Source organism: Amycolatopsis nigrescens CSC17Ta-90, from assembly GCF_000384315.1.
GTDB classification, from domain to species: Bacteria; Actinomycetota; Actinomycetes; order Mycobacteriales; family Pseudonocardiaceae; genus Amycolatopsis; species Amycolatopsis nigrescens.
Window position 1 is genome coordinate 8,741,391 of the sequence record NZ_ARVW01000001.1, and the last position, 23,635, is coordinate 8,765,025.

Genomic DNA, 23,635 nt, shown 5'->3' on the forward strand with positions numbered 1-23,635 from the left:
GCACACCGGCACGAGGAGGGGATTCGCGATGGCCAGGGACCAGGACCGGCCCGCCCTGCCGCCCGCGCTACCGGTCGTGGACCAGCCACCGGCGGAACGGGCGGACGCGGCGCGCAACCGCCACAAGATCCTGGCCGCCGCGGAAGAGATCGTGGCAACGGATGGGGTGGAACACCTGACGATGAACGATCTCGCCGCCGCCGCGGGAGTCGGCGTCGGCACCGTCTACCGCCGGTTCGGTGACCTCGCCGGCGTGATCGACGCGATGATGAACGAGCGCGAAAACCAGCTCCAGCAAGCATTCATGGCCGGTCCGCCGCCACTCGGGCCGGGCGCGCCACCGGCCGACCGGGTACGCGCGTTCCTGCATTCCTATGTCGACCTGCTCGACACCTACGGCGACCTGCTGGCGGCGGCCGAGACCACCACGCCCAGCCTCCGTTACCGCGGCGCCTACGCCGTCCACCACATCCATCTGGTCACGCTGATCTCAGAGGCGAACCCCGGCCTGGACGCCCAGTACCTCGCCGACACCCTGCTCGCCGCCGTGGCCGCGAGCCACTTCGTGCACCAGCGCCGGCACCGGAAAATGAGCGTCCGCCGGATCAAGACCGGCCTCGACACCCTCCTCGACTGCCTACTCCAAGCGTCGCGCTGAACCAGGGACTTCTCGGGGGCGTGCCCTGATGTGCCGCGCAACCGCGGCGCCTAACGTCCGCACCATGACCTTCCGGCCTTTGCTCGTCCTGCTTGCCGCCGCGGTGTCACTGGGGTGTCTAGTCGCGCCGAGCGCAGTCGCGGCCGAGGGGGCGTCACGGCCGCAGCTCGCGCTGCCCGCGCCCACCGGCCCGTTCCCGGTGGGCAAGACCACCCGGCATCTGCGCGATGAGTCCCGCGCCGACTTCTGGGTGCCGCAGGAGCGCCGGGAACTGATGGTGTCCCTGTGGTATCCGGCGCTGCTACCGACCGGTCGTCGCGCGCCGTACGTGACCCCGGCGGAGTCCGCGGCACTGGTGCAAGCGCTCAAGGTGCCCGGCGTACCGGCGGACGTGCTGACCACCGTGCGCACCCACGCCTCGGTCGATGCGCCACCGCTGCCACGGCCGGCGCCGCTGGTGGTGCTCTCCCCTGGTGTCAGCCTGCCCCGCGCCACGCTCACCGCGCTGGGCGAGGACCTGGCCAGCCGCGGCTATCTGGTGGCCGCCGTGGACCACAACCACGAGGCCATCGCGATCACCTTCCCGGACGGCCGGACCACCGGCTGCCTCGCCTGCGGGTCCGAGGACGGTGCCGGCGCGTCGCGCAACCGGGCCGCCGATGTGTCGTTCGTGCTCGACCAGCTCACCGGACCCGACGCCTGGCCCGGCCAGCGCGTCGAGCCTCGCCGGATCGCGATGGTGGGCCACTCGCTCGGTGGCGCCAGTGCGATCGCCGCGATGCGGGCCGACGACCGCCTTCGTGCCGGGATCAACCTGGACGGCCGGGTACACGTTCAGCCCGACGGCCTGGACCGGCCGTTCCTCCTGCTCGGCACCCCCGACCACCAGCCCGCCGGCCGGGACCGCTCGTGGGACGACGCGTGGTCCGGCCTGACCGGGTGGAAGCGCTGGCTCACCGTCTCCGGCACCGGCCACAACACCTTCACCGACCACCCCCTGCTCGCCGAGCAGCTCGGGATGCCGTTGCCGGAGGGGCAGACCATGCCCGCGCGGCGGGGCACCGAGATCACCCGCACCTATGTGGCCGCGTTCGTCGACCGGCATCTCCGTGCCGGCACCGGACCGCTGCTGGACCGGCCATCGTACCGCTATCCCGAGGTGCGGCACTGGCACTGAGCCCTGCGCTCGTTGAGCATGATGGGGTGGTGCGCAAACGGATGTTGATCGGGCTCGCGGTGGTCGTCACCATCATGGCCGTGGTCTTCGGTGGCGCCTTCGCTTTCCAGCGCAAGCTCATCTACCTGCCCTCCGGCGGGCCGCTGCCGGACGCGGCCGAGGTCCTGCCCGGCGGGCGGGACGTCACCCTCGTCACCGGCGACGGCCTGCGGCTGACGGCCTGGTACTTCCCCGTCGCCGCGGCGCGGGCCACCGTGCTGGTCGCACCGGGCAACGCGGGAAACCGGTCACTTCGAGTTCCGCTGGCACGTGCGCTGAGCGCGCGCGGGCTGTCCGTGCTGCTGCTCGACTATCGCGGCTACGGCGGCAACGCCGGCGACCCGACCGAGTCCGGGCTCGCGCTCGACGTCCGCGCGGCCCGCGAGTTCCTGGTGCGCGAAGCGGGTGTGTCGCCGGAGCGGTTGCTGTACTTCGGCGAGAGCCTCGGCGCGGCGGTGGTCACCGAGCTCGCCATCGAGCATCCGCCGGCCGGCCTGGTGCTGCGCTCGCCGTTCGTCGATCTCGCCTCGGTCGGCCGGCGGCACTATCCGTTCCTGCCGGTGCGCTGGCTGCTGCTGGACAAGTTTCCGGTCGCAGAGCACATTTCACGGGTGAGGACGCCGGTCACCGTGGTGTACGGCGGTGCCGACTCGATCGTCCCGCCGGAGCAGAGCCTCGCGGTGGCAACGGCGACGGACGGCCGAGCGGTCGAAGTGCCGGGGGCCGACCACAACGATCTGGTGCTGCTGACCGGCCCGGACCTGCTCGACGCGATCACCGGACTGGCCGGACCATGAAATCCCCGGTCAGCCGCCCTCGGGTGCGGTCACCTTGTCGTCGATGTCCGGGACCCAGAAGCAGAGTTCCAGGGTCTTCAGGTTCGCCCAGTGGGCGTGCTTGCGCCCCTGCGTGATCAACCCGGGGACGGCGACGGCGAACAGCACCAGGCAGCCGGCCGCGAACACAGGGTTGCGCCCGGTGAAGAGTTCGACCGCCGAGGCGACGAACCCGAACACCATCGGCGGGCTGGAGTTGCGCAGCATCAGCCCGGACGAACGCATCCGCGTCACTTCGAGGGCGACATCCTTGTCGTGCAGCAGCAAGGCCGAATACAGCAGGAACGTGTCCGCCTTGACGAAGGCGCGATCGCGGGCCGCGGGATTCCGGCGGAGGAACTCCTGCCGCAGGTCGCGCTGCCGCCGCCGGGGCAGCAGCCGCTCGGCCCAAGCACCGAGCGGATAGGCCAGGTAACCCAGCAGGTAGCTGACCAGCACGATGCCGATCACCAGCAGCACCACCGGTCCCCTGCCGACCGCGCCGAGGTCGATCCAGTGCAGCCGGCCGGCGAGGTAGGCGAAGACGGACAGGTGCAGCGCACCCGGGATGGTGTAGGTGAACAGGTCGAACAGGCCCACGGCGAACGTCACCCGAAGATCAAAACCGGGTACCGCCCCAGCCGCTACGGCCGATCGGGTGAGTCTCGAAGCCTTGGCGCTACTCCAGGAGATCCTCGATCACGATGGGAATGTCGCGGACCCGGATGCCGGTGGCGTTGTAGACGGCGTTGGCCACCGCCGCCGCCATGCCGACCGCGCCGATCTCGCCCACTCCCCTGGCACCGACGTCGTTGTGCAGCGTGTCCGGGTACTCGACGAAGTGCACGTCGACCTCCGGGATGTCCGCGTTCACCGGAATCAGGTAGCCGGCGAAGTCACCGTTGGCGTGCCTGCCGTTCCCCTCGACCTCCAGTCCCTCGTGCAGGGCGGCCGACACGCCCCAGATCATGCCGCCGATGATCTGGCTGCGGGCCGTCTTGTCGTTGATGATCCGGCCGGCGTCGAACACGCTGAGCATGCGGGACACCCTGGCCTCCCGCGTCCACCGGTGCACGCGGACCTCGCAGAACTGGGCACCGAACGAGCTGAACGAGTGCTTGCTCATCTCCTCGCCTGGTGCCGAGGAACCGGTCGCCGAGATCGACGTGCGACCCAACGCCCGCAACAGCTCGCCGAAGGTCATCGCCCGCGCACCGTCCTGCACGCGACCGTCCGCGTAGGTGACCTCGCTGCCCTCGAACGGCGCGCCCGCGGACGACGCCGCGGCCAGCAGGCTGTCGATCACCGTGGCCGCGGCGATCATGGTGGCCGAGCCCGCGCTCGCGGTGGCCGTCGACCCACCGGACAGGCCACCCGCCGGGAAGGCCGAGTCACCGAGGCGGGACGTGACCCGCTCCGGCGAAATGTCCAGCGATTCGGCGCCCACCAGGGAAAGCACGGTGAACAGGCCGGTTCCCGGGTCCGCGCCGCCGGTGGAGACCACGGCCGTGTCGTCGTCCCGCAGCGTGATCTCGACGCTGGCCGGGAACCGGATCGCGGGGAACATGGCGGTCGCGGTGCCCACCCCGACCAGCCAGTCGCCGTCCGTTCGCTCGCCGGGTGGCCGGTTCGTCCAGCCGAACCGGGTCGCCCCGATCCGGTAGCACTCTTCGAGATGCTTGCTCGACCACTGCAGGTCGCTGGCCATCGGCCCGGTCGAGTTGTTCTTCAGCCGCAGCTCGACGGGGTCCATCTTCAGCGCGACCGCCAGCTCGTCGATCGCGCTCTCCAGCGCGAAGGACCCCGGTGCCTCGCCCGGCGCGCGCATGAACGTGCCGGGCGGGATGTTCAGCGGCACCATCTTCTGGCTGATGGCCAGGTTCTGGGTGGCGTACCACTCGGGAGACGTGGTGTGCGAGGTCGGTTCGATGAACGACCGGTCCATGGACGTGCTGGAGAACGAGTCGTGCCGCACCGCGATCAGCGTGCCGTCCCCGGCCGCGCCGAGCGCGATCTTCTGCACCGTGCCGGGACGGTTCGCGGTCGCGACGAAGACCTGCTCCCGGCTCAGCGCGGCCTTGACCGGCCTGCCCAGCGCCTTGGCCGCCGCCGCGGCCAGGAACGCCGGGGCGGACGTGCGCGCCTTACCGCCGAAGGCACCGCCCACGAAGGGGTTCACCGTGTGCACCGCCGACTGCTCCAGCTCCAGCGCGGCGGCGAGTTCCATCTGCTGGAGGTAGGCCGCCTGGTTTCCACTGTAGACGGTCAGGGTGCCGGCCTCCCAGACCGCGACCGCGGAGTGCGGCTCCATCGCTGCGTGGTTCTGGGTCGCGGTGGAGTACGTGGCCTCGACGACGACCTCGCTCGCCGCCAGCGCGTCCTCAATGGACTCCACACCGTCGGCGAGGATGGCGAGCTCCGGTGGCGACCCGTCGCGGGCGGCCGGCGCGTCCTCGGCGGTGGCGAGGCCGTCGCGCAACGAGGTCACGGCCGGACGCTGCCGGTACGACACCTCGACCAGCATCGCCGCGTCCCTGGCCTGCTCGAAGGTCTCCGCCACCACGAAGCCGATCGGCTGGCCGTAGTAGGCGACCTCCTTGTCCTGCATCGGAACCCACGTCTCGCCGAACAGCGGGGTGCTCGGCGTGCGCAGCTCCAGCGGGTCGAAGGGCGAGTAGACACCGAGCACGCCGGGCGAGCTCTTCGCCGCCGTGACGTCCATGGCCTCGATCTCGCCGTTGGCGATGGTGCTGGTCACCAAGTAGCCGTAGACCATGCCGGGGAAGTTGTGGTCCAGCCCGTACCTTGCCCGGCCGGTGACCTTCCGCGGGCCGTCCACCCTGCTGCTCATGAGCGGCTCCCCTCGGTCAGTTCGAGCAGTGCGCGGACGATGGTCCGCTTCAACAAGGGCACCTTGAAACCGTTCTCGGACAACGGCATGGCGCCGTCGGCCGCCACGGACGCGGCGTTCTCGAAGGACGCCAGAGTCACCGGCGCCCCGCGCAGGGCCTCCTCGACCGCGCCGAGGCGCCACGGCACGGTCCCCACGCCACCGACGGCCACCCTGGCACCGGCGATGTGCGAGTCCTGGATGTCCAGCGCGACCGCGGCGGAGCACAGCGCGAACTCGTAGGACTGCCGGTCCCGCACCTTGACGTAGGTGGAGTGCGAAGCCCAGTCCAGCCGCGGAACGCCGACCTCGGCGATCAGCTCACCGGGGCGCAGGTCGTTCTCCACCTCTGGCGTCTCACCCGGCACGCGGTAGAAGTCGGCCAGCTCGACCGTACGGCTCCCGGTGGGGCCGACCAGCCGGACCTCCGCGTCCAGCGCGACAAGGGCGACGGCCACGTCACTGGCGTGCGTCGCCACGCACCGATCGCTCGTGCCCAGCACCGCGTGCATCCGGTTGGACCCGGTGATCGCGGGGCAGCCGCTGCCCGGCTCGCGCTTGTTGCACGGCATGGTGACGTCGCGGAAGTAGGTGCAACGGTTGCGCTGCAACAGGTTCCCGCCGATGCTGGCCATGTTCCGCAGCTGCTGGGAAGCGCTCAGCAGCAGCGCCCTGGAGATCGCCGGGTACACCTCGGGATGCCCGGCGATGTCGCTCATCCGCTCCAGCGCGCCGATCCGCAGCCCGTCGCTGGTGTCGATGCCGCGCAACGGCAACTGGTTGATGTCCAGCACCTGCTGCGGCGTCATGACGTTGAGTTTCATCAGGTCGACGAGGGTGGTTCCGCCGGCGAGGAAAGTGCCAGGGGTGGCGACCGCGGCTTCGACGGTCGCGGGTGCGGTGAGCTCAAACGGACGCATTGGCCTGCCTCGCCTGGTCGACTGCCTTGACGATGTTCGGGTAGGCCGCGCAGCGGCAGAGGTTGCCGGACATGAACTCCCGGACCTCCGCCGGGTCCTCGATCCCCTGCTCCACCGCGGCGACCGCGGACATGATCTGCCCGGAGGTGCAGAATCCGCACTGCAGGGCGTCCTGATCGACGAAGGCCTGCTGGACCGGGTGCAGCTTGTCCTCTGTGGACAGTGCTTCCACGGTGGTCACCCGCTCGCGCACGGTGGCGGCCAGGGTGAGGCACGAGAGCACCGGCCTGCCGTCGACGTGCACGGTGCAGGCACCGCACTGCCCTCGGTCGCAGCCCTTCTTCGGGCCGGTGATGGTGAGGTGCTCCCGCAACGCGTCCAACAGCGTCACACCGGGATCAACACTCAGTTCTTCGGTCTTGCCATTGATTTCGAGTGAGATGTCCACTGGATCTCTTTCCCGCAGATCGTCCACGAAGGAAGCCTGACGGCATGGGTTCGGTGGTGGGACTACATCGAGTTCGAGTCGGGTTCGGCTAGGAGTTCGGCCATGAGCAGAGCCGGATATTCATCCGCTTCACCTCGTCGAGGCTAGCGGATTATAATCCGCGTCGCAACGAGTGCCCGCACTTCTCGCCCTGGAGTTACTCCAGGTCCCGGCGGGTTTTCCCTAGTTCTGACGATGAACTCGATGAACCATACGGACACCGGGAGGGGCGATGACGACGGGATCGGTCAGTCCCCGGCGCGCGGACACCCGGCGCAACCACGAGCGCATCCTGGTCGCGGCGGCGCGGTCGCTCGCCAGAACGGGTGAAGTCTCGTTCAACGCCATCGCGAAGCAGGCCGAGGTGGGCGTCGGCACGGTGTACCGGCACTTCCCCACCCCGGAAGCGCTCATCCTGGCGGTCTACCAGCGCGAGGTGCGCCACCTCGTCGACGTCGTGCCGACCCTGCTCCGCAAGCACACGCCGGAAAAGGCGTTCCGGATCTGGACCACCGACCACCTGGCGCACTACATGATGACCAAGCGGGGGCTGGCCAACGCCCTTCGCACGGCGACGGCGTCCCACGGGGAACTACCCGCGAGTGCCTACGAGGCCATGGTCGGCGCGGTCTCCACCCTGCTGGAGGCCAATGTCGAGGCCGGCACCATCCGCGCCGGCCTCGCCCCGGAGACGGTCCTGCGCGGCCTTGGCGGCCTGCTGTACCTCGATCCGAACAGCGACTGGAAGAGCCAGACCGAGAGCCTGGCCGACCTGCTGTGGCGGGGGATGCGCGCAGACGGTGCCTGCCAGGACTAACCATTGACGCAACCAAGGGGTTGCCATAGAGTGGCAACCAATCGGTTGCTACTCACTTTGGAGGCTGTCATGAGTTTTCCCGATCGCATCACCAGGACCGTCGAGCTCGCCCACCCGCCGAGCAAGGTCTGGACCGCGCTCACCACCGCCGAGGGGCTGGTCGCCTGGTTCGGCAACGAGACGACGATCGACCTGCGACCGGGCGGGGCCGGCTGGATGAAGTGGGCGGACGGGTCATCGGCCGACGTGCGGGTGGAACGGGTGGAGGAGCCGACCGTGTTCGGCTACACCTGGCAGATCTACGGGCTGCCCCAGGACGATCCGCGCCGGACCTACGTCGAGTTCACCCTCGAACCGGTCGATGCCGGCACGCGGCTGACCGTGGTCGAGACCGGTTTCGCCCAGCTGCCGGACGACCTGCACGACAAGGTTTTCGCCGGCAACACCGAAGGCTGGGCGGTAGAACTGGGCGAACTGGCCGCCTACCTCGATGCCCTCTGACAGCGAGGCGATCGCCGAACAGGTCTTCACCGCACTGGCCGACCCGAGCCGGCGCGCCATCCTGGCCGCGCTGGCCTCGGGGGGCCAGGCCACGGTCACGGACCTGGCCGGCCGCCTGCCGATCACCCGGCAGGCCATCGCCAAGCACCTGAACCTGCTCGCCGAAGCCGGCCTGGTGACGGCCGAACCGGGGGAACGGCGCCGGGTGCGCTACCGGCTGCGATCCGCACCGATGCGGGTGGCGCAGCAGTTCCTGGCCGCGCTGGCCCGCGACTGGGGCGAGCAGCTCGACGCACTGGCCGAGCACCTGAACCGGGATGCCAGCGGCTGAGCACCACCGTTGTGGAACCCGGATTCGCTCAGCGCAGCACGTAACCGGTCCCCCGCACGGTGTGCACCAGCGGCGGCGGACCCAGTTTGTGCCGCAGCTGCGCGACGACCACGGCCAGCACGTTCGACGCCGGCGCGATCAACTCGTCCCACCCTGCCGATTCCAGCTCGGCCCGGCGGACGGGGGCGCCGTCGGCCGCCATCAGGCGTTCGAGCACCGCGAACTCCTTGGCGGTGAGGGAAAGCGGCACCCCGCCGCGCCGTGCTTCGTGGCGCCCGATATCGAGTTCCAGGTCGCCCCGGCGCAGCACCGGCGTCGGCGGGCTGCCGACCCGGCGGCACAGGCTGCGCACCCGGACGATCAGCTCCGCCATGGCGAACGGCTTGACCAGGTAGTCGTCCCCGCTCGCGAGTCCGGCGATCCGGTCGGCGACGGTGTCCCTGGCGGTCAGGAACAGCACGGGCACCGGCCAGCCGTACCGCCGGCGGGCCTCGATGTAGCCGAGCGAGTCACCGGCCGGCAGCATCCGGTCGAAGACCGCGCAGTCGTAGGCGTTCACGCTCAGCGCCTCGTCCGCCTGCGGCAGGTCCGCGGCGACGTCCACCGCGAACCCGGCACCGCGCAGCGACGTTTCGACGGCTATCCGGAGGTTTTCGTCGTCCTCGGTGACCAGTACCCGCACGAACGACCACAGTAGCGGCAGCGCACCCGTCCCGGGGCCGGTGCCCGCTCAGGCGACCCGCGCGCCGGGCAGCGCCCGCGGCCCGCGGCTGGCCGCGCTCGCGGCCGCCAGCCGTGCCTGTTCGCGTACCAGCGGATGGGTGCGATACCGGTCGATCGCCGGCGCCTCCAGCAGGTGCCGGTCCACCAGGTTCTCCAGCAGCCGCAGGATCTCCGGCTGGGCCCCGCCGGTGCGCTCGGCCGCGAGCCTGCCGTCGAACTCCTCCGGCAGCACCCCCAGCGCGTGGAACGCTTCCCGTTCGGCCGGGGTGAGCTGCTGGTAGGACCCCGCCACCGCCGGTGCCGGCGCCCCGGGCCCGAGCAGGCGTCCCGGTTGCTCGGCGATCCACTCGACCAACCGCGCCACTGTCCACGATGGACGGGACCGCAGGCGCGCCGCGGCCGTGTGCAGCGCACCCGGAAGGCCACCGCAGGCGCGCACCACGGCCGCGGTGTCGGCAGGCGTGGCGGCCACGCGCCGGGCATCTTCGGCGGCTGCGCGGAACAAGGCCGACGCGGCGGTGTCGTCCAGCGTAGCCAGCGCGACCCGCTGCTCCCCTTCCAGCCGCCATCCCCGGTTCCGGGTGGTGATCAGGGTCAGGCTCGTGGCGGCGCCGGGCAGCAGCGGGCGCACCTGCCGATCGTCGGCCGCGTCGTCGAGCACCAGCAGCACCCGGCGCCGGCTGAGCTCCGAACGCCACAGCGCGGACCGTTCGTCCACATCGGCCGGAACGGACCGAGGATCGACGCCGATCCCGCGCAACAGCCGCGTGAGCGCTTCACCGGGGTCGAGCGGGCCGGTTTCCGCGTGGGCACGCAGGTCCACGAAGAACTGTCCATCCGGGAACCGCGCGGACAGCCGGTGCGCGGCATGCACGGCCAATGCCGTCTTGCCGACCCCGGTCATCCCGTCGAGCACCATCGTCGCGCCCCGCGGTGCCCGGTACATCAGGTCGAGCTCGCCGCCCCGGCCGACCAGCCCCGCCACCTCCCGCGGCAACTCGCGGCGCGACCGGCCGGCGAGCGCCCTGGCCGACGCGTCACCGGCGAGCAGGCGACGGTGCGCCTCCGCGAGTGCCGCCCCCGGATCCACGCCGAGCTCGTCGGCGAGAACGGTGCGCGCCCGGCGGTAGGCGTCGAGCGCTTCAACGCGGCGTCCCTGCTCGCGCAGCGATCGCACCAGCAGTGCCCACGCGCTCTCCCGCAGCGGATCCTGCGCCGTCAGCGCCCGGAGCGTGGCGGTGGCGTCCAGGCGATGTCCCAGGGACAACTGCGCTTCGGCAAGACCCTCCTGCAGATCCCGGTGCAGATGGTCGAGCCGCAGCACCGCGTCCGACACCAGCTCCCTTGGCAGCCCCTCGAACGGCCTGCCGCGCCAGAGCGCCAACGCCTCCTCCAACAGCGTCAACGCCACCGCGTGGTCGCCCCGGCCGAGCGCGCGCCGCGCCGCGGCCGCCTGGCCGGTCACCCACTCGGCGTCGAGTTCGCCGGGTGCCACCCGCACGCGGTAGGCGCCGGGCCTGCTTTCGATCCTGGTGCCGCCGGGAAGGGCGGGCAGGGTACGGCGCAGCCGCCAGACGTAGGTCTTGAGGTTCGCTTCGGCCGACGCCGGCACGACCTGTTCGTGCCAGGTCGCCTCGACCAGCCGACCGAGGCCGGCCCAGGAATTGGGGTTCAGCAGCAAGGTCGCCAGCACCGTGGCGGGCTTGCGGGCACCGAACTCGAGGACGGCTCCCTCGGGACCGCGGGCCTCGAGCGGCCCGAGAACGTGGAAGAGCATCGTGTTCCTATCCCCATTTCCCAACTGCTTTCCAGCGATGGGCCCACCTTCCCTTCGGACATATGAGGTTTCGATGACAGTGCCGGACGGTTGCGCGGTCCGGTCAGCCGGGGCTCGACCGGCCGTGCCGCCAGTAACCGATGAAGGCGATGTCGGACTTCGCCGTGCCGCGGTCGTTCACCAGGTGGCGGCGCAGGCCGGTGGCCAGCTTGGCCTCGCCCGCGACCCAGGTGTAGCACCGGCCCGGCCGCAGCGGCGCCCGCCTGACCGTCTCCAGAGCCAGCGTTCCTGGCCTGGCGTCCGCCGCGTCGCGGGCCAGGTCGCGGGCCAGCCAGTGCACGCGCACGCCTTCGGGGACCACGATGTCCGGCCGGATGTCCGCGGTCTCCGGCACCTCCAGGAACACCTCCGCGACCAGCGTCGCCGGAGCGTGTTCGAGGATGGCCAGTATCGCCGGCAGCGCGCTTTCGTCGCCGACCAGCAGCTGCCAGGGCACCTCGGGCGGCGGCAGGTAGCTCATCCCGATGTCGAAGATGCCCGCCGGGTCGCCGGGCCTGGCCCGCTGAGCCCAGACGGACGCCGGGCCATCGCCGTGCAGGGTGAACTCGATGTCCACCTCGTTCAGCTCCGGCCTGGCCCGCCGGATCGTCAGGTTGCGCACCCAGGGGCGGCGTGCCTTGGGCAGCATGAGCAACTCCGCCATCCACGCCTCGTTCGAGAAGCTCGGCATCCGCAGCCCGTCCTGCCCGGCACGGGGGAAGAACAGGCGCACGGCCTGGTCGTAGCCCATCGGCCGCAGCTTTTCCAGTTCGGGGCCGCCGAGGGTGATGGTCACGAAGCTGGGACTGGGCTCGGCTTTCGCGAGCACCTCCAGCGTGATCATCTTCCGCGTCTCGGGGGTGCGTATCTTGGGCAGCATTTACTGGCTTCCTGCTCAGAGGTCCACGACGAGCCGAGGTGAGAGCGCGCGGGACACGCAGGGGTACAGCCGGCCCGCGGGAGCACCGATGTCGTCCCGGTGCTCGGGCTCCCCGTCGATCACCGCGATTTCGCAGCTGCCGCAGACACCTTCGCGGCAACCGGCCGGCACGGCGTGCCCGGCGTAGTTCAGCGCGTCCAGCAACGACTCGTCCGGCGGGACCTGAATCGTCTGTCCTGATCGGGCACAGGTCACCTCGAACGCCGTGTTGGGCTTGAAGGTCCGGACCGTCGGCTGGAAACGCTCGGCGTGCAGCCGTTCGGCCGGGAAAGCGGCCTCGGCCGCGGCGAGCATCGACGCCGGGCCGCAACAGTAGACCAGCGCACGAGGACTCAGCTCGGCCGCCATGACCGCGAAATCGGGCCGCCCCTGTTCTTCCGTGGCGACGATGCGCACCCGGTCGCCGTAGGAAGACCGGAGTTCGCCGGCGAAGGGCATGGCCGCGACCGATCTCCCGGCGTACACCAGCGTCGCCGCGGCTCCGCCTTCGACCGCCGCCCGCAGCATCGCCACGATGGGCGTGATGCCGATCCCGCCGGCGAGGAACAGGTATTCCGCGGCGGGCACCAGCGGGAAGTTGTTCCGCGGCGGTGAAACGTCGAGCCTGCGGCCCTGCTTCAGGAACAGGTGGACGTACTCCGAACCGCCCCGGCTGAGCGGCTCGTGCCGCACCGCGATCCGGTAGCTGTCCCGGTCGGCCGGATCTCCGCACAGCGAGTACTGCCGGGTCAGCCAGTTGGGCAACGCCAGGTCGATGTGCGCGCCTGGCTCCCACGGCGTCAGCGGGGCGGTGGCGCCGCGCAGGACGAGGGAGACGACGTCGTCGGCGACCCGGTCGATGCGGTCGAGAATCGTCTGTTGCATGGGAAGTCCTCGTCGCTCGGGTCAGTACAGCTTCCGGTAACCCGCTTCGAGTTCGCGATCGACCAGTGCCGGGTCGAGGCCGAGCTGGCCGGCGACGATCTCACCCGGCGACGGGAGCTCCGCGGCGAGCGACTGGCTCGCCGGGTCCCACAGCCGGGACCGGATCAGCGCGCGTCCACAGTGGAAATAGGCTTCCGCCACCTCCACCACGAGCGCCAGCTCGGGTTCCCTGGCTTCGGTCCGCATCCGGGCGAGCACGTCGGGCTCGTCGGTGGGATAGGCGCGGCCGTTGACCCGCAACGTTTCCCGGAGCCCGGGGATGAAGAAGAGCAGCCCGATCCCGTCGTTCTCCGCGAGATTGCGGAAGGAGTCGGCGATCTTGTTGCCCGGCCGGTCCGGGATCGCGAGCGTGTGCTCGTCGAGGACTTTCACGAAGCCCGGATAGTCGCCGCGGGGTGAGCAGTCGGCGCGGCCCGCCGCGTCCGCCGTGGCCAGCGCCAAGAACGGGGAATGGGCGATGAAGCGGTGGAAGTGCTCGTCGATGCGATCGAGGATCTTGGCCTTGGCCATACCTTCCGGCTCTCCGAGCCGGGCGCGGACCTCGTCCGGGGACACCCGCCGGTGGCGCGTGGGGGCATACGTCATAAAGGGCTCCTGGTGAGTTCGAGCCGGCACGGCGACGTGCGCTCAGAGTGTCTTCCTGCGGCCCTGTTTCCGGGTTTCGCCGCAGGTCATGGCACTATTATGAGCAATCATTCGCTTCGTGCGCTACTCGCTTTCACCGCGGCCGCCCAGGAGTGCCCCGACGCCGGGCCGAGCTCACCCGACAGCGCATCCGCACCGCGGCTGCTCACATTTTCGCCGAGTGGGACTACGCCTCGGCCCAGACGCCCAGTTCGTTTCCGCTCGGGTCGGTGAAGTGGAACCGGCGCCCACCGGGGAACTCGTAGGGCCCGTTCACCACCTGGCCGCCCGCCTCCGTGACCGCTGCCACCGACTTGTCCAGGTCGGTCGAGTAGAGCAGCACGAACGGTCCGCCCGCCCGCACCTGCTCGTCCCGGCGGAGACCGCCCACTTCGGCGGCCTCGTCCTGCGGGCTCCGGATGCCCGCGTATTCCGGGCCGTAGTCGTTGAACTGCCAGCCGAACGCTCCGGTGTAGAAGCGCTTGGCCTGTTCGAGGTCGGTGACCGCGAGCTCGATGTAGTCGATGGCGTGGTGTCGGTGTGCAGAAGACATGCGCCGGATGGTAGCCGCCGGGTACGACAAGACCTGGCCCCTCAGAATCTTGCGGGACACCCGCACCCGATCGATGGGGGCATGCGCAAAAAGCCTTGCATGCCCCCATCTCAATGCTTTCACGGCCTCGCGGGTGGGGAGGAAAAAGATGGTCACGAGCGCGAGGGCGGCCGCGCCGGCGAGAAGGGCCTGGCTGCTGACAACACCTTGGAGCGCACCCGCGGCGAGCGTCCCCAGCGGGGTGCACCCGTAGGACAGGGCGCGGAAGACGCCGAGGACCTGCGCCCGCTGGCCGGGTGCGGTGGCGAGCTGGCGCAGGTTCATCGCCTGTACCGCCCACATGCCGCCGAACGCGCTGCCCAGCACCATCAACGGCGCCATCAGCCAGGGCGAAACCACCAGCGGGCTGAGGAAGAGCACGGCCCAACCGGCCCGGGTGAGGCGCATGACGGCGATTTCGCCGAACAGCCGCTCGGCCCTGCCGGTCAGGTAGGCGCCGGCCGCCGCACCCACGCCGACGAGACCGGTCAGCAGCCCGTAGGTCGCCGAGGTCAGCCCGAGCCCGGTCCGCGAGTTGGCGTGGACCGCGAAGGCGGTCAAGTAGACGCCGTTCGCCACACTGGTCAGGCCGCTGATCACGATGGCGGCACCGAGCACCCGGTGCCGGAGCACGAGGCGGACACCCCGCAGCACGTCGAGCTTTTCCCGGCGACCGCGCCGATGCGGCCACGGCCGTCGCACCGCGGCGATGCACAACGTGGACACCCCGCAGGCGCCGGCGGCCAGCAGCGACGATGCCGGCGGCCAGAGAACATACGCCAGGCCCGCGATCGGCGGCCCGAGGAACTGGTAGAAGACGCGGGTCGAGACCGACAGGGCGCCGTTCGCGTCGGACAGTCGTTCGCTGTCCACGATTTCGGGCACGAGTGCTTCCGCCGCACCGTCGACGAAGGTCTGGAGCACCCCCGCGGCGAAGACCGCGACGGCGAGGGCCACGGCGTAGACATGCCCGGTGGCGCTCATGACTCCGATCGCCAGCATGATGCCGGCCCGCCCCAGGTTGGCGGCCTGGATCACGCGGTGCGCCGGCAGCCGGTCCACCACGACGCCGGCCGGCACGGCCGCGACGAGCCAGGGCACCGTCGCCAGGCTGAGCAGGAGCCCGACCAGTGCCGGATCGTCCAGCGTGCGGATCGCGATGAGCGTCGCGCCGACGAGGAAGATGCCGTTGCCGGTGTCGGACAGCGCGGTCGAGCACCAGAGTCCACGGAACCGGCGCCCCAGCCCACCTCTGCGCGCCGATCGCGCGGCGGCCCTCCCCTGCGAAAGCCGTCCGCCCTGCCCCATGCGACGACCATGTCGCACCGGGCCAAGGTGATCAAGTACCGACCGTGGCCGTCGCGGTCGCCGCTGGGCACGGAGAACAGGACGGTGGGGTGAGTCTGGCGGTCACGATCCGGAGGAGAAATCCGCGTGTCCGGTTCCGCGCGTGCTCGGTGCTGGGGCGGAAGGCTCGGCGGGTACTGACCTGCCGGTGGGCGGGATTTGTCGTAGCACGACCGCGGCCATTGTGGCCAGCGCGAGAATGGCGGCGCCGGTCACGGCGGCGGAGATGTTGAGCCCGGCGGTGAACGCTTCTTTGGCCTGCGACAGCAGCGCGGGAGGGACCTGGGGCGTGGACGTGGCCCCGGCCAAGCTCTCGCTGACCGCGGGGGCAGCGCCACCCGGCCCACCCTCGGTGGGTGCGGTGACGCGCATCTGATTGCGGTACACCAGTGTGGTCAGGCTGCCCAGCATGGCCACACCCATGGCGACGCCGAGTTCCTGGACGGTCTCGGACATCGCCGCGGCGGAGCCGGCCCTGTGGGCGGGGGTGGTGCCGACCACCAGGTCGGAGCCGAGCGCTCCCACCGATCCGAATCCGAGGTAGACCAGGGCGAATCCGCTCACGAGCAGGCCGATGCTGTTGGGGCCGTGTACCTGGGTGAGCAGCACGTAGCCGAGGGTGGACAGGACGAGGGTGCCCGAGACGACATAGCCGGGTCGCACGCGACGCGCGAGCAGGGGTGCGCCGATGGCGGCCACGACCATCGCCAGGGCAGGTGGGCCCATCCACGCGCCTGCGGCCAGCGGGGAAAGCGCTTCGACGAGCTGCAGGTGCTGAGTGACCAGATATAGCGCCCCGCCGACGCCGACGAGTCCCACGAGCAGGACGCCAAGGGCGGTGCCGGAAGCTCGATTGGTGAACAGCGCGACGTCGAGCAGCGGGTCGCTCAGGCGGCGCTGGCGGCGGACGAAGACAACGGTGAAGACCGCGCTGGCTACCAGGGTGACCGTGGTCTGGGTGTCGAAGCCGTGTGTGGCCGCGTGCTTGATCGCATAAACCAGGGGAAGGATGGCGCCCAGCGAGAGTGCGACGCTGAGCAGGTCGACCCGCCCAGCGTCGGCGGCGCGGTACTCGGGCAGCAGCACCGGTGCGGTCAGCAGCACAAGCGCGGCGATGGGAAGTGCGAGCAGGAACGCTGAGCCCCACCAGAAGGACTCCAGCAGCACGCCGCCGACGAGTGGGCCGGCGGCCATGCCGAGCGCGAAGGTGGTCGCCCACACGCCGATCGCCAGTGCTCGTTGGCGGGCGTCGGTGAACATGTTGGTGATCAGGGCGAGGCAGGAGGGCATGAGCGTCGCGCCCGCCACGCCCAGCAGGGCTCGTGCCGCGATGAGGATCTCGGCACTGGGGGCAAAGGCGGCGACGATCGAGACGATGCCGAACGCCGCGGTGCCGATCATCAGAAGACGGCGGCGACCGAGACGGTCTCCGATCGAGCCCATGGTGACCAGCAGCCCGGCGATCACCAGTCCGTAGGAGTCGAGGATCCACAGCGCTTGGGTGCTGGTGGGCTGCAGGTCGACTGAGAGGGCCGGGAGGGCGAGGTAGAGCAGGGTCACGTCGAGCCCGAGCAAGATCGTCGGCAGGGCGAGGACCCCGAGGCCCGTCCATTCCCTCGGGCCGGCCCGGCTCGAGGGCGCGGTTCCTGTTTCCCTTGGGTTCGCCGACACGACGACTCCTTCCTTCGATCAGGTCAACGTTCGTTCTGCGAGGTCAGCAGCCCCTCGGCGGCGTCGGGTTCCATGGCGACGACTGCGGTTTCCACTGGGCAGCGCGACGGTGGGCAGGTGCTGATGTCGCAGAGCCGGCACACCTCATACCCTCGGTCCGGGTGAGTGATCATCGCGGTCAATACGCGTTCGAGGACGCGGTCGAGCACGACGCGTTCCTGCTTGCTCGATTCGGCCAGTAGCCGCTCCAGTACCGAGCGGCGGGCGGCGAGGACGCGTCGGGCCTCGCGATGGCCGGCGTTGGTCAGCACCACCGAGGTTGTTCGATGGTCATCGTCGAGATGGCGCCGCACGGCAAGTCCGTCGCGCTCAAGCAGATTGACAAGGCGAATCGTGGCCGGGCGACTGATGCCAAGGAACCGCTGAAGGGTGCCCATGGTGAGACCGTCGTACTGAGCGGCCATGGCCAGCGTGGCCGCGAGCGCGCCACTACGGCCAGCCGCGGTTTCTACGGCGGACGCGAGTTGGTCGTGCACCCCGGTCACGACTGCGCCGAGCAGGTTCAGGGTGCGGTGGGAGTCGTTGGACATGATGTCATGTTCGCCCAGATGGCGGCGTCGAGCACCCGCCAGTAGGACGAGTCAAGTGAGGCGATGCCGGTGGACAGGGACCCGACCCAGTCGAGAATGCGCTGCGCGCCCGTTCCGTCCTGGTCACGATTGGGGTCGTAGCAGCAGACGGTGATCCCGGCGCACCCTGGCTCGCTGAGCGCGGTGGCGACGAGTTCGCTGAGCTGGTTCCAGTTCAGTCCGCCTGGCTGGGTGTAGCTCACCGCGTGCAGGGCGTTGCTCGACAGCACGTCGAGGTCGATGTGCAGCCACCAGTGCGCGGTGTGGGCTCGGATGCGGTGCAATGCCTTCCGGGCGTACCCGGCGGCGCTGTCCTTGCCGATGGCGAGCTGCTGCGCCGTGATCAGCCGGCTCCGTTCAGCCAGCGACGGGACATCATCGGCGGCGGCGATCTCGGCGCCGTCGCGGGGGCCTAACGCGACCACGGCGCTTTCGTCGAGCACGGGCAACTGGGACTCGAGCGACGCTGGCAGCTGGTCGCGATGCTGTCCCAGCAGGAACCCGAGCTCGCAGTCGGCGGCCTCGCCGGTGTCGGACCCGTGCGGTGGCCAGGCGTCTTCGTGGCCGTCGATGAACAGCAGCCCTACCTGGTCGTTGCCGAGCGCGTCCTGGGCCCCGCGCAGGCAGCCGGGCAGGATCGCGCAGTCCCCGCCGAGCACCAAGGGCCGGTCGCCATCGAGCAGGGTCTCGGCTACCGCTGAGCGCGTGGTGGCAGTCACGGTCTCAAGCCCGGGAAGGGACAGCAGTCCCGAGAACTCGTCGCGGTGGACGCAGGTCGCCGAGCTACCGATGGCGACGTTCCCGCCGTCGGTGACCGGCTCGTCGGGCCCGAGCCCGGCGCGCAGTCGTTCGATGAGCCCGGCGTCGCGCAGCGCCTTCGGCGCCAGTGCCTCGTGGTCCATCCGGCCCGCGGAGCTGAATGGGATACCGATCACTCGCATTGCTGTCCGCCTCCCAACGTGCTGGTTCGCGGCTTTGGAGGTCAGGCCAGGCCCCGCCGCACGATGACTCGCCCTGGCGAAGGGCGTTCGGTCTCGGTGAACCCGTGACGCGTGAACAGGTCCACGGTGCCCATGTGCAGCTCCCCGGAGGAGTAGCGGCGATGCTCGGAATCGGTGGGGTAAGCCTCGATGGTGTGCGCGCCGTGCTGCTCGGCGTGACGAATCGCGGCGGCGAGCAACTGGTCGGCGACGCCGCGGCGGCGTTGCCCGTTCTTGATGTAAAAGCACGGCACTGCCCACACGCCATGGTCGTCAGGCTCGGCCGGGCGCAGGGTTCGCGAGCGACGCAGCCGCACATACGCGGGGCGCGGCGCCACCGCACACCAGCCCACCGGATGCCCGTCGCGGTAGGCCAGCAGTCCGGGCACCTCGCCCTCGCGCACCAGACGGGAGAACTCCGCTCGCGCGGGCGCGCCCCGCATCCGGGCGTACTCGGGCCCCGAGGGCACCCGCCAGTACATGCACCAACAACCCTCGCAGCCCCCGTTGTCGCCGAACGCCTGCACGATGTCGTCCCACCGGTCGTGCTCGGCAGGGCGGATCGTCACGTCGTCTCGCTGCGTCGACGCGGCCTTGGCGCTCATCATCTGCTCCTCTCTCGATCAGCGGCCGGCGGCGGAACCGTTCATGGCACTGATCTTTCGACGGGGCAGTCGGCCGGGGGGCACACGGAGTAGTCGCAGAACCGGCACACGCGATCCGCGCGGGACCGGTCCTTGACCAGCTGAGCGAGCACCGGCTCCACGGCCTCGGCCACGACGGCGCGTTGGGCGCCGCTCAGCGGGGCGAGGACCCTGGCCACCACCTCACGGCGCCGCGTCACGACGTCCGTGGCCGCGGTGCGGCCCTGATCGGTCAACCAGAGCAAGACACCACGTTGATCGGAGGTGTCACGGCGCCGTTCGACCAGTTCCGCCGCGACAAGCCGGTCGACAAGGCGCACCGTGCCGGAGCCGGTGAGCCCGAGAACCCGGCTGAGGGCCTCGACCCGGGCTCCCGGCGCCGACAGCAGTGTCGCGAGCGCGGCCGCGCCGACCGCCGACTGGCCCGCGACCTGATTGCTGCCCGACTCGAGTTCGTCGGACAGCGCCACGACGAGCGCAGCGACGAGGTTCGCGGTCCGGTCATCCATGGCCTCAGTATATATGACTGACGCAGTCAGTCAATTTGACTAGCGGGACGGCGGAGGTCACGACACGAGGACGTTGGAGAACTGCCAGGGGTCGTCGGGCGGGGTCACTCCGAGGTAGTCGTCGAACGGGCCCGGCCCTGTCGCCTGGGGGGTCCAGTCGCTGCGCACCGAGGGGGTGGGTCCGAGATAAGGTGCGGCAATCGCGAGGATCTCGTGGTGGTCGAGGTCGTCGGGCCTGCACAGTCCCCGCTGCGGGTGGCGCACGGCGGCGAACACCGCCGCCAGTACCGAGGCCGCGACCTGCAGGGTGGTGGCGTTCTGCCCGCTGACCAACTCGCGGGTCTCCTCGATGGTCAGTTGCGAGCCGGTCCACCAAGCGCCGAGGTCATGGCCGAGCAGCAGCACGCCGAGTTCGTCGGCGCCGGTGAGGATCTCGTCGGTCATGATCCGCTGGCGTTCTTGGAGCCGGAACCCCCGCATCTTGCACTCATGCACCGAGGCCAGCGCCGCGTCACTGGGCAGGTAGGCGTAGTGCACCGTCGGACGGTAGACGACTTTTCCGTCGTCACCGGCAACGGTGAGATGGTCGCTGATCGTCACGGCCTCGCCGTGCCGGATCAACAACCCTTGTATCGGTCCCGACGAGGGCACCCACGAGCGCACCCAGGTAGCCATCCCCGGACGGGCCAGGCAGATCTGGTTGCCGGTGCCGCACTCCGGGACTACCGCCGCCGGCGGCAACTCACGCTCGTGAGTGCCCCACCCGAGTTCGGCAGGAGCGACACCTTCCTCATAGAAGCCTTCGACCGACCAGGTGTTGACGAACTCCTCGGGCTCTTTGGGCACCGATCCGATCTGGGTGTCGCGCTCGGAGATGTGGATGGCTCGGGTTCCGGTCTCCATCGCCATCCGCGCGTGGTCGGCCTCGTCCAACGCCCGCTCGATCCGGGCCCGTCGTTGCGGGTCCTCGACGCCGTCCTTGAGCATGGCCGTGGCGACATCCTCGAGCCCGACCTTGGTCCAGTGGCTCACCAGACCCGGGTTGGCACCGTGCTCGATGATCGCGGTCGGGCCGCGGCTACCCCAATCCTGGCTCAGGCGCCGCAGCGCGTGGTGGCGGGCGTAGAGGGTCTTGTCGGTCGGGTGCCGGGCGTTCATGTCCGCGTATGGATCCCACTGCTCGACCGAGGTGTCGACGTAGAGCACGCCGTTGTGGTGGCACCATCCGATGATGTCTTCGGTCCCGATGTTCCAGGTCAGGTTCACCAGCAGGTCGCCAGGACCGACCTGCTGGGCGAGGGTCTCGGCGAGGTTCTCGGGGGTCAGCCGCCGCTGAACGAACCGGCACCCGGCTGCGAGCGTGTCCGGGATCTCCGGGCGCCGGTCGGTCATGTCCAGCACGGTCAGCCGGTCGTAGGGCAGGTCCAGGTGGGCGAGCAGCAACGGCTGCAGGCACTGGGACACCGAACCACAGCCAAGGACCAGCACTCGTCCAGGGACGGAAAGGCGTGCGTGTTCAGTCATGATCCGCCTCCGATGCAATGCGTTAGCAACGGCGGAAAACCGTTGAACCCGATCGAGGAGTAGCTCGCGGTGTAGGCACCGGCGCTGAGGAAGTCGACCCGGTCACCGATCTCGAGCTCTTTGGGCAACGCGTATGCGGCGTCGCGGTAGATCACATCGATGCTGTCGCAGGTCGGTCCGGCCATGATCACTGGCTGCGTCGGCCCGCCGCGCTCGGTCTCGACCCGGTACTGGATCGCCTCACCCTCGGTCTCGGCGAGCCCGCCGAAACGACCCGCGTCCAAGTAGACCCAGCGGTCGGCTCCTTCGAACGGCTCGCGCACCGAAACCACCTGGGTGCGCAGCACCCCAGCCTCGGCACTGATCGAACGACCGGGCTCGGTCACGATCCGTGGACGCTGCGCACCGGGGAACCACCGGTCGAGCGCCTGCTCGATCGCCTTCCCGAAATGGATGATCGGGCGGACCGGCTCGGCGTAGCGGGCCGGAAAGCCACCACCGAGGTTGAGCATTTCGAGCTCCACGTCGTTGGCTCGCAGCTTCGCGAATGCCTCGGACGCGGCGGCGATGTTGGGCTCCCACCGCGTTGGCTCGAGCTGCTGGGAGCCAACGTGGAAGGACAATCCGTAGGGACTCAGGCCCCGCTGCGCCGCTCGTGTCATCAGCTCCACGGCGTATTCGAGCGAACAACCGAAGTTGTCGCCGAGGCGCCACCGCGCCCCGGCGCTCTCGCTGAGCAACCGGCAGTACACCGCCGCCCCAGGTGCCGCGTCGACGATCTTGTCGAGCTCGCGCACGTTGTCGAACACGAACGTCGACACCCCCAGCTGGTGGGCGTAGGCGATATCCGCGCTCTTCTTGATGGTGTTGCCGTAGGACAGCGAGCCGGCATCGGCTCCATTGGCCAGACACAGGTCGATCTCGGCCCGGCTCGCGACGTCGAAGCAGGCTCCCAGTTTCACGAGCAGGGCGATCACTGCGGGTTCCGGGCTCGCCTTGACCGCGTAGTACGGGGTCGCGTACGGCAGCGCGGCCTGTTGTTCGTGGTAGCGCCGAGTCACCACGTCGAGGTCGAGCACCAGGCAGGGGGTGGGTGGGTCGTGGTCGTGGAGCCACCGCGCGATGCGAGGGCTGGACGCGGCGACCGTCATCCAACCACCCCCGCGGTGAAGGGTGCCGCCGCACGGTCCAGTTCCACGTTGAGGGCCAAGGTTAGGCAGCGGCAGCCGCCGCCGGCCTTGCCGAACTCGGAGACATCGCACACTGCCGGATCGAAGCCGCGGCGCTCGAGTTCGCGACCCAGCCGCGGTGTGCAGTGCGGCATCACCACGGTGCGCCCGGCCACCACGGCGTTCGCGCAGAACGCCGCTCCTTCCTCCGGCGTCAGAACCACCGGGTCCTCGACGAGCTCAGCCAGCGCGGCGCGACCGGCGGCCGTGAAGGCCTCCGGCACCACCATCGCCGCCCGATCGTCGAGCGGGCAGAACCCCAAATCGACGTGGTAGTAGCGGGGATCGGTGAGCTCGAGCGCGGTCACCGCCCAGCCGTGGCGCGCCCGCAGGCCGGCATACGCCGACGCGGAGGACCGGGGACCGTAGCCGGCCACGAGCCCGCCGGCGAATGCCACTGCGTCACCCGCACCCTCCTGCGGCGCGGCGGGCGGCTGCTCGATCGTCCAGCCCAGTTCCTCGAACCGACTGCAGACGTGCTCGACCTCGGGGGCGCGTTCGGGCGCTCTCATCCGGGCCGGGGTAACCGTGGCGCCGTCAACGATGCCGGAGTTGGCCGTGAAAACCATGTCCGGCAACCCCTGTGCGGCCGGCACGGTCTCAACCTCGGTGTCGGCCGCCTTCAGCGTGCACACCAGGTCGTCCCACTGCCGCCATGCCCGATCGAAATCCACCATCACGTCCGGGTCCATCCAGACGTTGATGGAATAGGTGACATCGAAGTGCTCGGGCGAGCACATCAGAACTCTGCGGCCCCACTCGGGATCACCTTCTGTTACGTCCTCAGGCGCCTTAGCCGTCGTCGGTGTCACTGCGTCATCCTTTCCTGTTGATTCGACGTAATCGGC

At 70.1% G+C, this 23,635-nt stretch carries 24 protein-coding genes; 6 read left to right on the forward strand and 18 right to left on the reverse strand.

Annotated elements, in window-relative coordinates; all coding sequences use genetic code 11:
* The first annotated feature begins 28 nt into the window (after window positions 1-28).
* From AMYNI_RS0141420 to AMYNI_RS0141430, 3 genes are all read left to right on the forward strand, one after another.
* Entirely contained in the window at window positions 29-658 is a 630-nt protein-coding gene (locus tag AMYNI_RS0141420) for a TetR/AcrR family transcriptional regulator (RefSeq protein WP_020674036.1), read from the forward strand.
* Window positions 659-722: 64 nt separating this feature from the next.
* Window positions 723-1,835 (forward strand): alpha/beta hydrolase family protein, encoded by a 1,113-nt coding sequence (locus AMYNI_RS0141425; RefSeq protein ID WP_020674037.1) that lies wholly within the window; start codon window positions 723-725, stop codon window positions 1,833-1,835.
* Between the two features lie 26 nt (window positions 1,836-1,861).
* On the forward strand, window positions 1,862-2,671 hold the full coding sequence (locus tag AMYNI_RS0141430) for an alpha/beta hydrolase (protein WP_020674038.1): 810 nt from the start codon (window positions 1,862-1,864) through the stop codon (window positions 2,669-2,671).
* A 9-nt stretch (window positions 2,672-2,680) separates the two neighbouring features.
* Here AMYNI_RS0141430 and AMYNI_RS0141435 read toward each other — a convergent pair whose 3' ends face one another.
* The 4 genes from AMYNI_RS0141435 to AMYNI_RS0141450 form a co-directional block, all read right to left on the reverse strand.
* Window positions 2,681-3,301 carry a hypothetical protein gene (locus tag AMYNI_RS0141435; RefSeq protein ID WP_020674039.1) on the reverse strand — a complete coding sequence of 207 codons (621 nt, stop codon included), beginning with the start codon at window positions 3,299-3,301 and terminating at the stop codon, window positions 2,681-2,683.
* Between the two features lie 67 nt (window positions 3,302-3,368).
* Window positions 3,369-5,540 (reverse strand): xanthine dehydrogenase family protein molybdopterin-binding subunit, encoded by a 2,172-nt coding sequence (locus AMYNI_RS0141440; RefSeq protein WP_020674040.1) that lies wholly within the window; start codon window positions 5,538-5,540, stop codon window positions 3,369-3,371.
* Window positions 5,537-6,499: an FAD binding domain-containing protein gene (locus AMYNI_RS0141445; protein WP_020674041.1), complete on the reverse strand. Its 963-nt coding sequence runs from the start codon at window positions 6,497-6,499 to the stop codon at window positions 5,537-5,539. The genes AMYNI_RS0141440 and AMYNI_RS0141445 overlap by 4 nt, the downstream gene beginning before the upstream one ends.
* The gene (locus AMYNI_RS0141450) at window positions 6,486-6,947 is read right to left on the reverse strand and encodes a (2Fe-2S)-binding protein (protein WP_020674042.1); all 462 of its coding nucleotides are present in this window, start codon (window positions 6,945-6,947) and stop codon (window positions 6,486-6,488) included. Before AMYNI_RS0141450 ends, AMYNI_RS0141445 begins: the two co-directional genes overlap by 14 nt.
* A 271-nt stretch (window positions 6,948-7,218) precedes the next feature.
* Between AMYNI_RS0141450 and AMYNI_RS0141455 the strand changes: the two genes are divergently transcribed.
* The 3 genes from AMYNI_RS0141455 to AMYNI_RS0141465 all read left to right on the forward strand — a co-directional run bounded on the left by AMYNI_RS0141455 (window position 7,219) and on the right by AMYNI_RS0141465 (window position 8,635).
* Entirely contained in the window at window positions 7,219-7,803 is a 585-nt protein-coding gene (locus tag AMYNI_RS0141455) for a TetR/AcrR family transcriptional regulator (RefSeq protein ID WP_020674043.1), read from the forward strand.
* A gap of 69 nt (window positions 7,804-7,872) precedes the next feature.
* A complete protein-coding gene (locus AMYNI_RS0141460) occupies window positions 7,873-8,304 on the forward strand; it encodes an SRPBCC domain-containing protein (RefSeq protein ID WP_020674044.1) in 432 nt (143 codons plus the stop codon).
* On the forward strand, window positions 8,294-8,635 hold the full coding sequence (locus AMYNI_RS0141465; protein WP_020674045.1) for an ArsR/SmtB family transcription factor: 342 nt from the start codon (window positions 8,294-8,296) through the stop codon (window positions 8,633-8,635). The genes AMYNI_RS0141460 and AMYNI_RS0141465 overlap by 11 nt, the downstream gene beginning before the upstream one ends.
* Window positions 8,636-8,663: 28 nt before the next feature.
* Here AMYNI_RS0141465 and AMYNI_RS0141470 read toward each other — a convergent pair whose 3' ends face one another.
* The 14 genes from AMYNI_RS0141470 to AMYNI_RS0141535 form a co-directional block, all read right to left on the reverse strand.
* The gene (locus AMYNI_RS0141470; protein ID WP_020674046.1) at window positions 8,664-9,317 is read right to left on the reverse strand and encodes a winged helix-turn-helix domain-containing protein; all 654 of its coding nucleotides are present in this window, start codon (window positions 9,315-9,317) and stop codon (window positions 8,664-8,666) included.
* A 48-nt stretch (window positions 9,318-9,365) separates the two neighbouring features.
* The gene (locus AMYNI_RS46755; RefSeq protein ID WP_020674047.1) at window positions 9,366-11,135 is read right to left on the reverse strand and encodes an AfsR/SARP family transcriptional regulator; all 1,770 of its coding nucleotides are present in this window, start codon (window positions 11,133-11,135) and stop codon (window positions 9,366-9,368) included.
* A 103-nt stretch (window positions 11,136-11,238) separates the two neighbouring features.
* Window positions 11,239-12,054: a siderophore-interacting protein gene (locus AMYNI_RS0141480; protein WP_020674048.1), complete on the reverse strand. Its 816-nt coding sequence runs from the start codon at window positions 12,052-12,054 to the stop codon at window positions 11,239-11,241.
* Window positions 12,055-12,069: 15 nt separating this feature from the next.
* Complete coding sequence (locus AMYNI_RS0141485; RefSeq protein WP_020674049.1) at window positions 12,070-12,978, reverse strand: PDR/VanB family oxidoreductase; 909 nt, start codon at window positions 12,976-12,978, stop codon at window positions 12,070-12,072.
* Window positions 12,979-12,999: 21 nt separating this feature from the next.
* Window positions 13,000-13,623: an MSMEG_1061 family FMN-dependent PPOX-type flavoprotein gene (locus tag AMYNI_RS0141490; protein ID WP_020674050.1), complete on the reverse strand. Its 624-nt coding sequence runs from the start codon at window positions 13,621-13,623 to the stop codon at window positions 13,000-13,002.
* A 226-nt stretch (window positions 13,624-13,849) separates the two neighbouring features.
* Window positions 13,850-15,562 carry an MFS transporter gene (locus tag AMYNI_RS48710; protein ID WP_020674051.1) on the reverse strand — a complete coding sequence of 571 codons (1,713 nt, stop codon included), beginning with the start codon at window positions 15,560-15,562 and terminating at the stop codon, window positions 13,850-13,852.
* Window positions 15,563-15,664: 102 nt separating this feature from the next.
* Window positions 15,665-17,272, reverse strand: a complete 1,608-nt coding sequence (locus AMYNI_RS0141500) for an MFS transporter (protein ID WP_051116417.1) — start codon at window positions 17,270-17,272, stop codon at window positions 15,665-15,667.
* Between the two features lie 23 nt (window positions 17,273-17,295).
* Complete coding sequence (locus tag AMYNI_RS0141505) at window positions 17,296-17,862, reverse strand: MarR family winged helix-turn-helix transcriptional regulator (RefSeq protein ID WP_020674053.1); 567 nt, start codon at window positions 17,860-17,862, stop codon at window positions 17,296-17,298.
* A complete protein-coding gene (locus AMYNI_RS0141510) occupies window positions 17,835-18,836 on the reverse strand; it encodes an arginase family protein (RefSeq protein WP_020674054.1) in 1,002 nt (333 codons plus the stop codon). Before AMYNI_RS0141510 ends, AMYNI_RS0141505 begins: the two co-directional genes overlap by 28 nt.
* Before the next feature lie 47 nt (window positions 18,837-18,883).
* The gene (locus AMYNI_RS46760) at window positions 18,884-19,486 is read right to left on the reverse strand and encodes a GNAT family N-acetyltransferase (RefSeq protein ID WP_063713908.1); all 603 of its coding nucleotides are present in this window, start codon (window positions 19,484-19,486) and stop codon (window positions 18,884-18,886) included.
* Between the two features lie 41 nt (window positions 19,487-19,527).
* On the reverse strand, window positions 19,528-20,034 hold the full coding sequence (locus AMYNI_RS0141520) for a MarR family winged helix-turn-helix transcriptional regulator (RefSeq protein ID WP_020674056.1): 507 nt from the start codon (window positions 20,032-20,034) through the stop codon (window positions 19,528-19,530).
* A 57-nt stretch (window positions 20,035-20,091) separates the two neighbouring features.
* Window positions 20,092-21,558, reverse strand: coding sequence for a saccharopine dehydrogenase NADP-binding domain-containing protein (locus AMYNI_RS0141525; protein ID WP_026361580.1), 1,467 nt, complete (start codon window positions 21,556-21,558; stop codon window positions 20,092-20,094).
* Window positions 21,555-22,709 carry a type III PLP-dependent enzyme gene (locus tag AMYNI_RS0141530; protein ID WP_020674058.1) on the reverse strand — a complete coding sequence of 385 codons (1,155 nt, stop codon included), beginning with the start codon at window positions 22,707-22,709 and terminating at the stop codon, window positions 21,555-21,557. The genes AMYNI_RS0141525 and AMYNI_RS0141530 overlap by 4 nt, the downstream gene beginning before the upstream one ends.
* Window positions 22,706-23,599, reverse strand: a complete 894-nt coding sequence (locus tag AMYNI_RS0141535) for a dimethylarginine dimethylaminohydrolase family protein (RefSeq protein WP_157357729.1) — start codon at window positions 23,597-23,599, stop codon at window positions 22,706-22,708. The genes AMYNI_RS0141530 and AMYNI_RS0141535 overlap by 4 nt, the downstream gene beginning before the upstream one ends.
* Window positions 23,600-23,635: the final 36 nt, after the last annotated feature.

Coding starts and splice junctions, on each gene's coding strand:
- AMYNI_RS0141420 (WP_020674036.1), top strand. CDS start 29: ATGGCCAGGGACCAGGACCGGCCCGCCCTGCCGCCCGCGCTACCGGTC.
- AMYNI_RS0141520 (WP_020674056.1), bottom strand. CDS start 20,034: ATGGATGACCGGACCGCGAACCTCGTCGCTGCGCTCGTCGTGGCGCTG.
- AMYNI_RS0141460 (WP_020674044.1), top strand. CDS start 7,873: ATGAGTTTTCCCGATCGCATCACCAGGACCGTCGAGCTCGCCCACCCG.
- AMYNI_RS0141490 (WP_020674050.1), bottom strand. CDS start 13,623: ATGACGTATGCCCCCACGCGCCACCGGCGGGTGTCCCCGGACGAGGTC.
- AMYNI_RS0141485 (WP_020674049.1), bottom strand. CDS start 12,978: ATGCAACAGACGATTCTCGACCGCATCGACCGGGTCGCCGACGACGTC.
- AMYNI_RS0141455 (WP_020674043.1), top strand. CDS start 7,219: ATGACGACGGGATCGGTCAGTCCCCGGCGCGCGGACACCCGGCGCAAC.
- AMYNI_RS0141425 (WP_020674037.1), top strand. CDS start 723: ATGACCTTCCGGCCTTTGCTCGTCCTGCTTGCCGCCGCGGTGTCACTG.
- AMYNI_RS0141480 (WP_020674048.1), bottom strand. CDS start 12,054: ATGCTGCCCAAGATACGCACCCCCGAGACGCGGAAGATGATCACGCTG.
- AMYNI_RS0141530 (WP_020674058.1), bottom strand. CDS start 22,709: ATGACGGTCGCCGCGTCCAGCCCTCGCATCGCGCGGTGGCTCCACGAC.
- AMYNI_RS0141445 (WP_020674041.1), bottom strand. CDS start 6,499: ATGCGTCCGTTTGAGCTCACCGCACCCGCGACCGTCGAAGCCGCGGTC.
- AMYNI_RS46760 (WP_063713908.1), bottom strand. CDS start 19,486: ATGAGCGCCAAGGCCGCGTCGACGCAGCGAGACGACGTGACGATCCGC.
- AMYNI_RS46755 (WP_020674047.1), bottom strand. CDS start 11,135: ATGCTCTTCCACGTTCTCGGGCCGCTCGAGGCCCGCGGTCCCGAGGGA.
- AMYNI_RS0141525 (WP_026361580.1), bottom strand. CDS start 21,558: ATGACTGAACACGCACGCCTTTCCGTCCCTGGACGAGTGCTGGTCCTT.
- AMYNI_RS0141505 (WP_020674053.1), bottom strand. CDS start 17,862: ATGTCCAACGACTCCCACCGCACCCTGAACCTGCTCGGCGCAGTCGTG.
- AMYNI_RS0141440 (WP_020674040.1), bottom strand. CDS start 5,540: ATGAGCAGCAGGGTGGACGGCCCGCGGAAGGTCACCGGCCGGGCAAGG.
- AMYNI_RS0141465 (WP_020674045.1), top strand. CDS start 8,294: ATGCCCTCTGACAGCGAGGCGATCGCCGAACAGGTCTTCACCGCACTG.
- AMYNI_RS48710 (WP_020674051.1), bottom strand. CDS start 15,562: ATGGGGCAGGGCGGACGGCTTTCGCAGGGGAGGGCCGCCGCGCGATCG.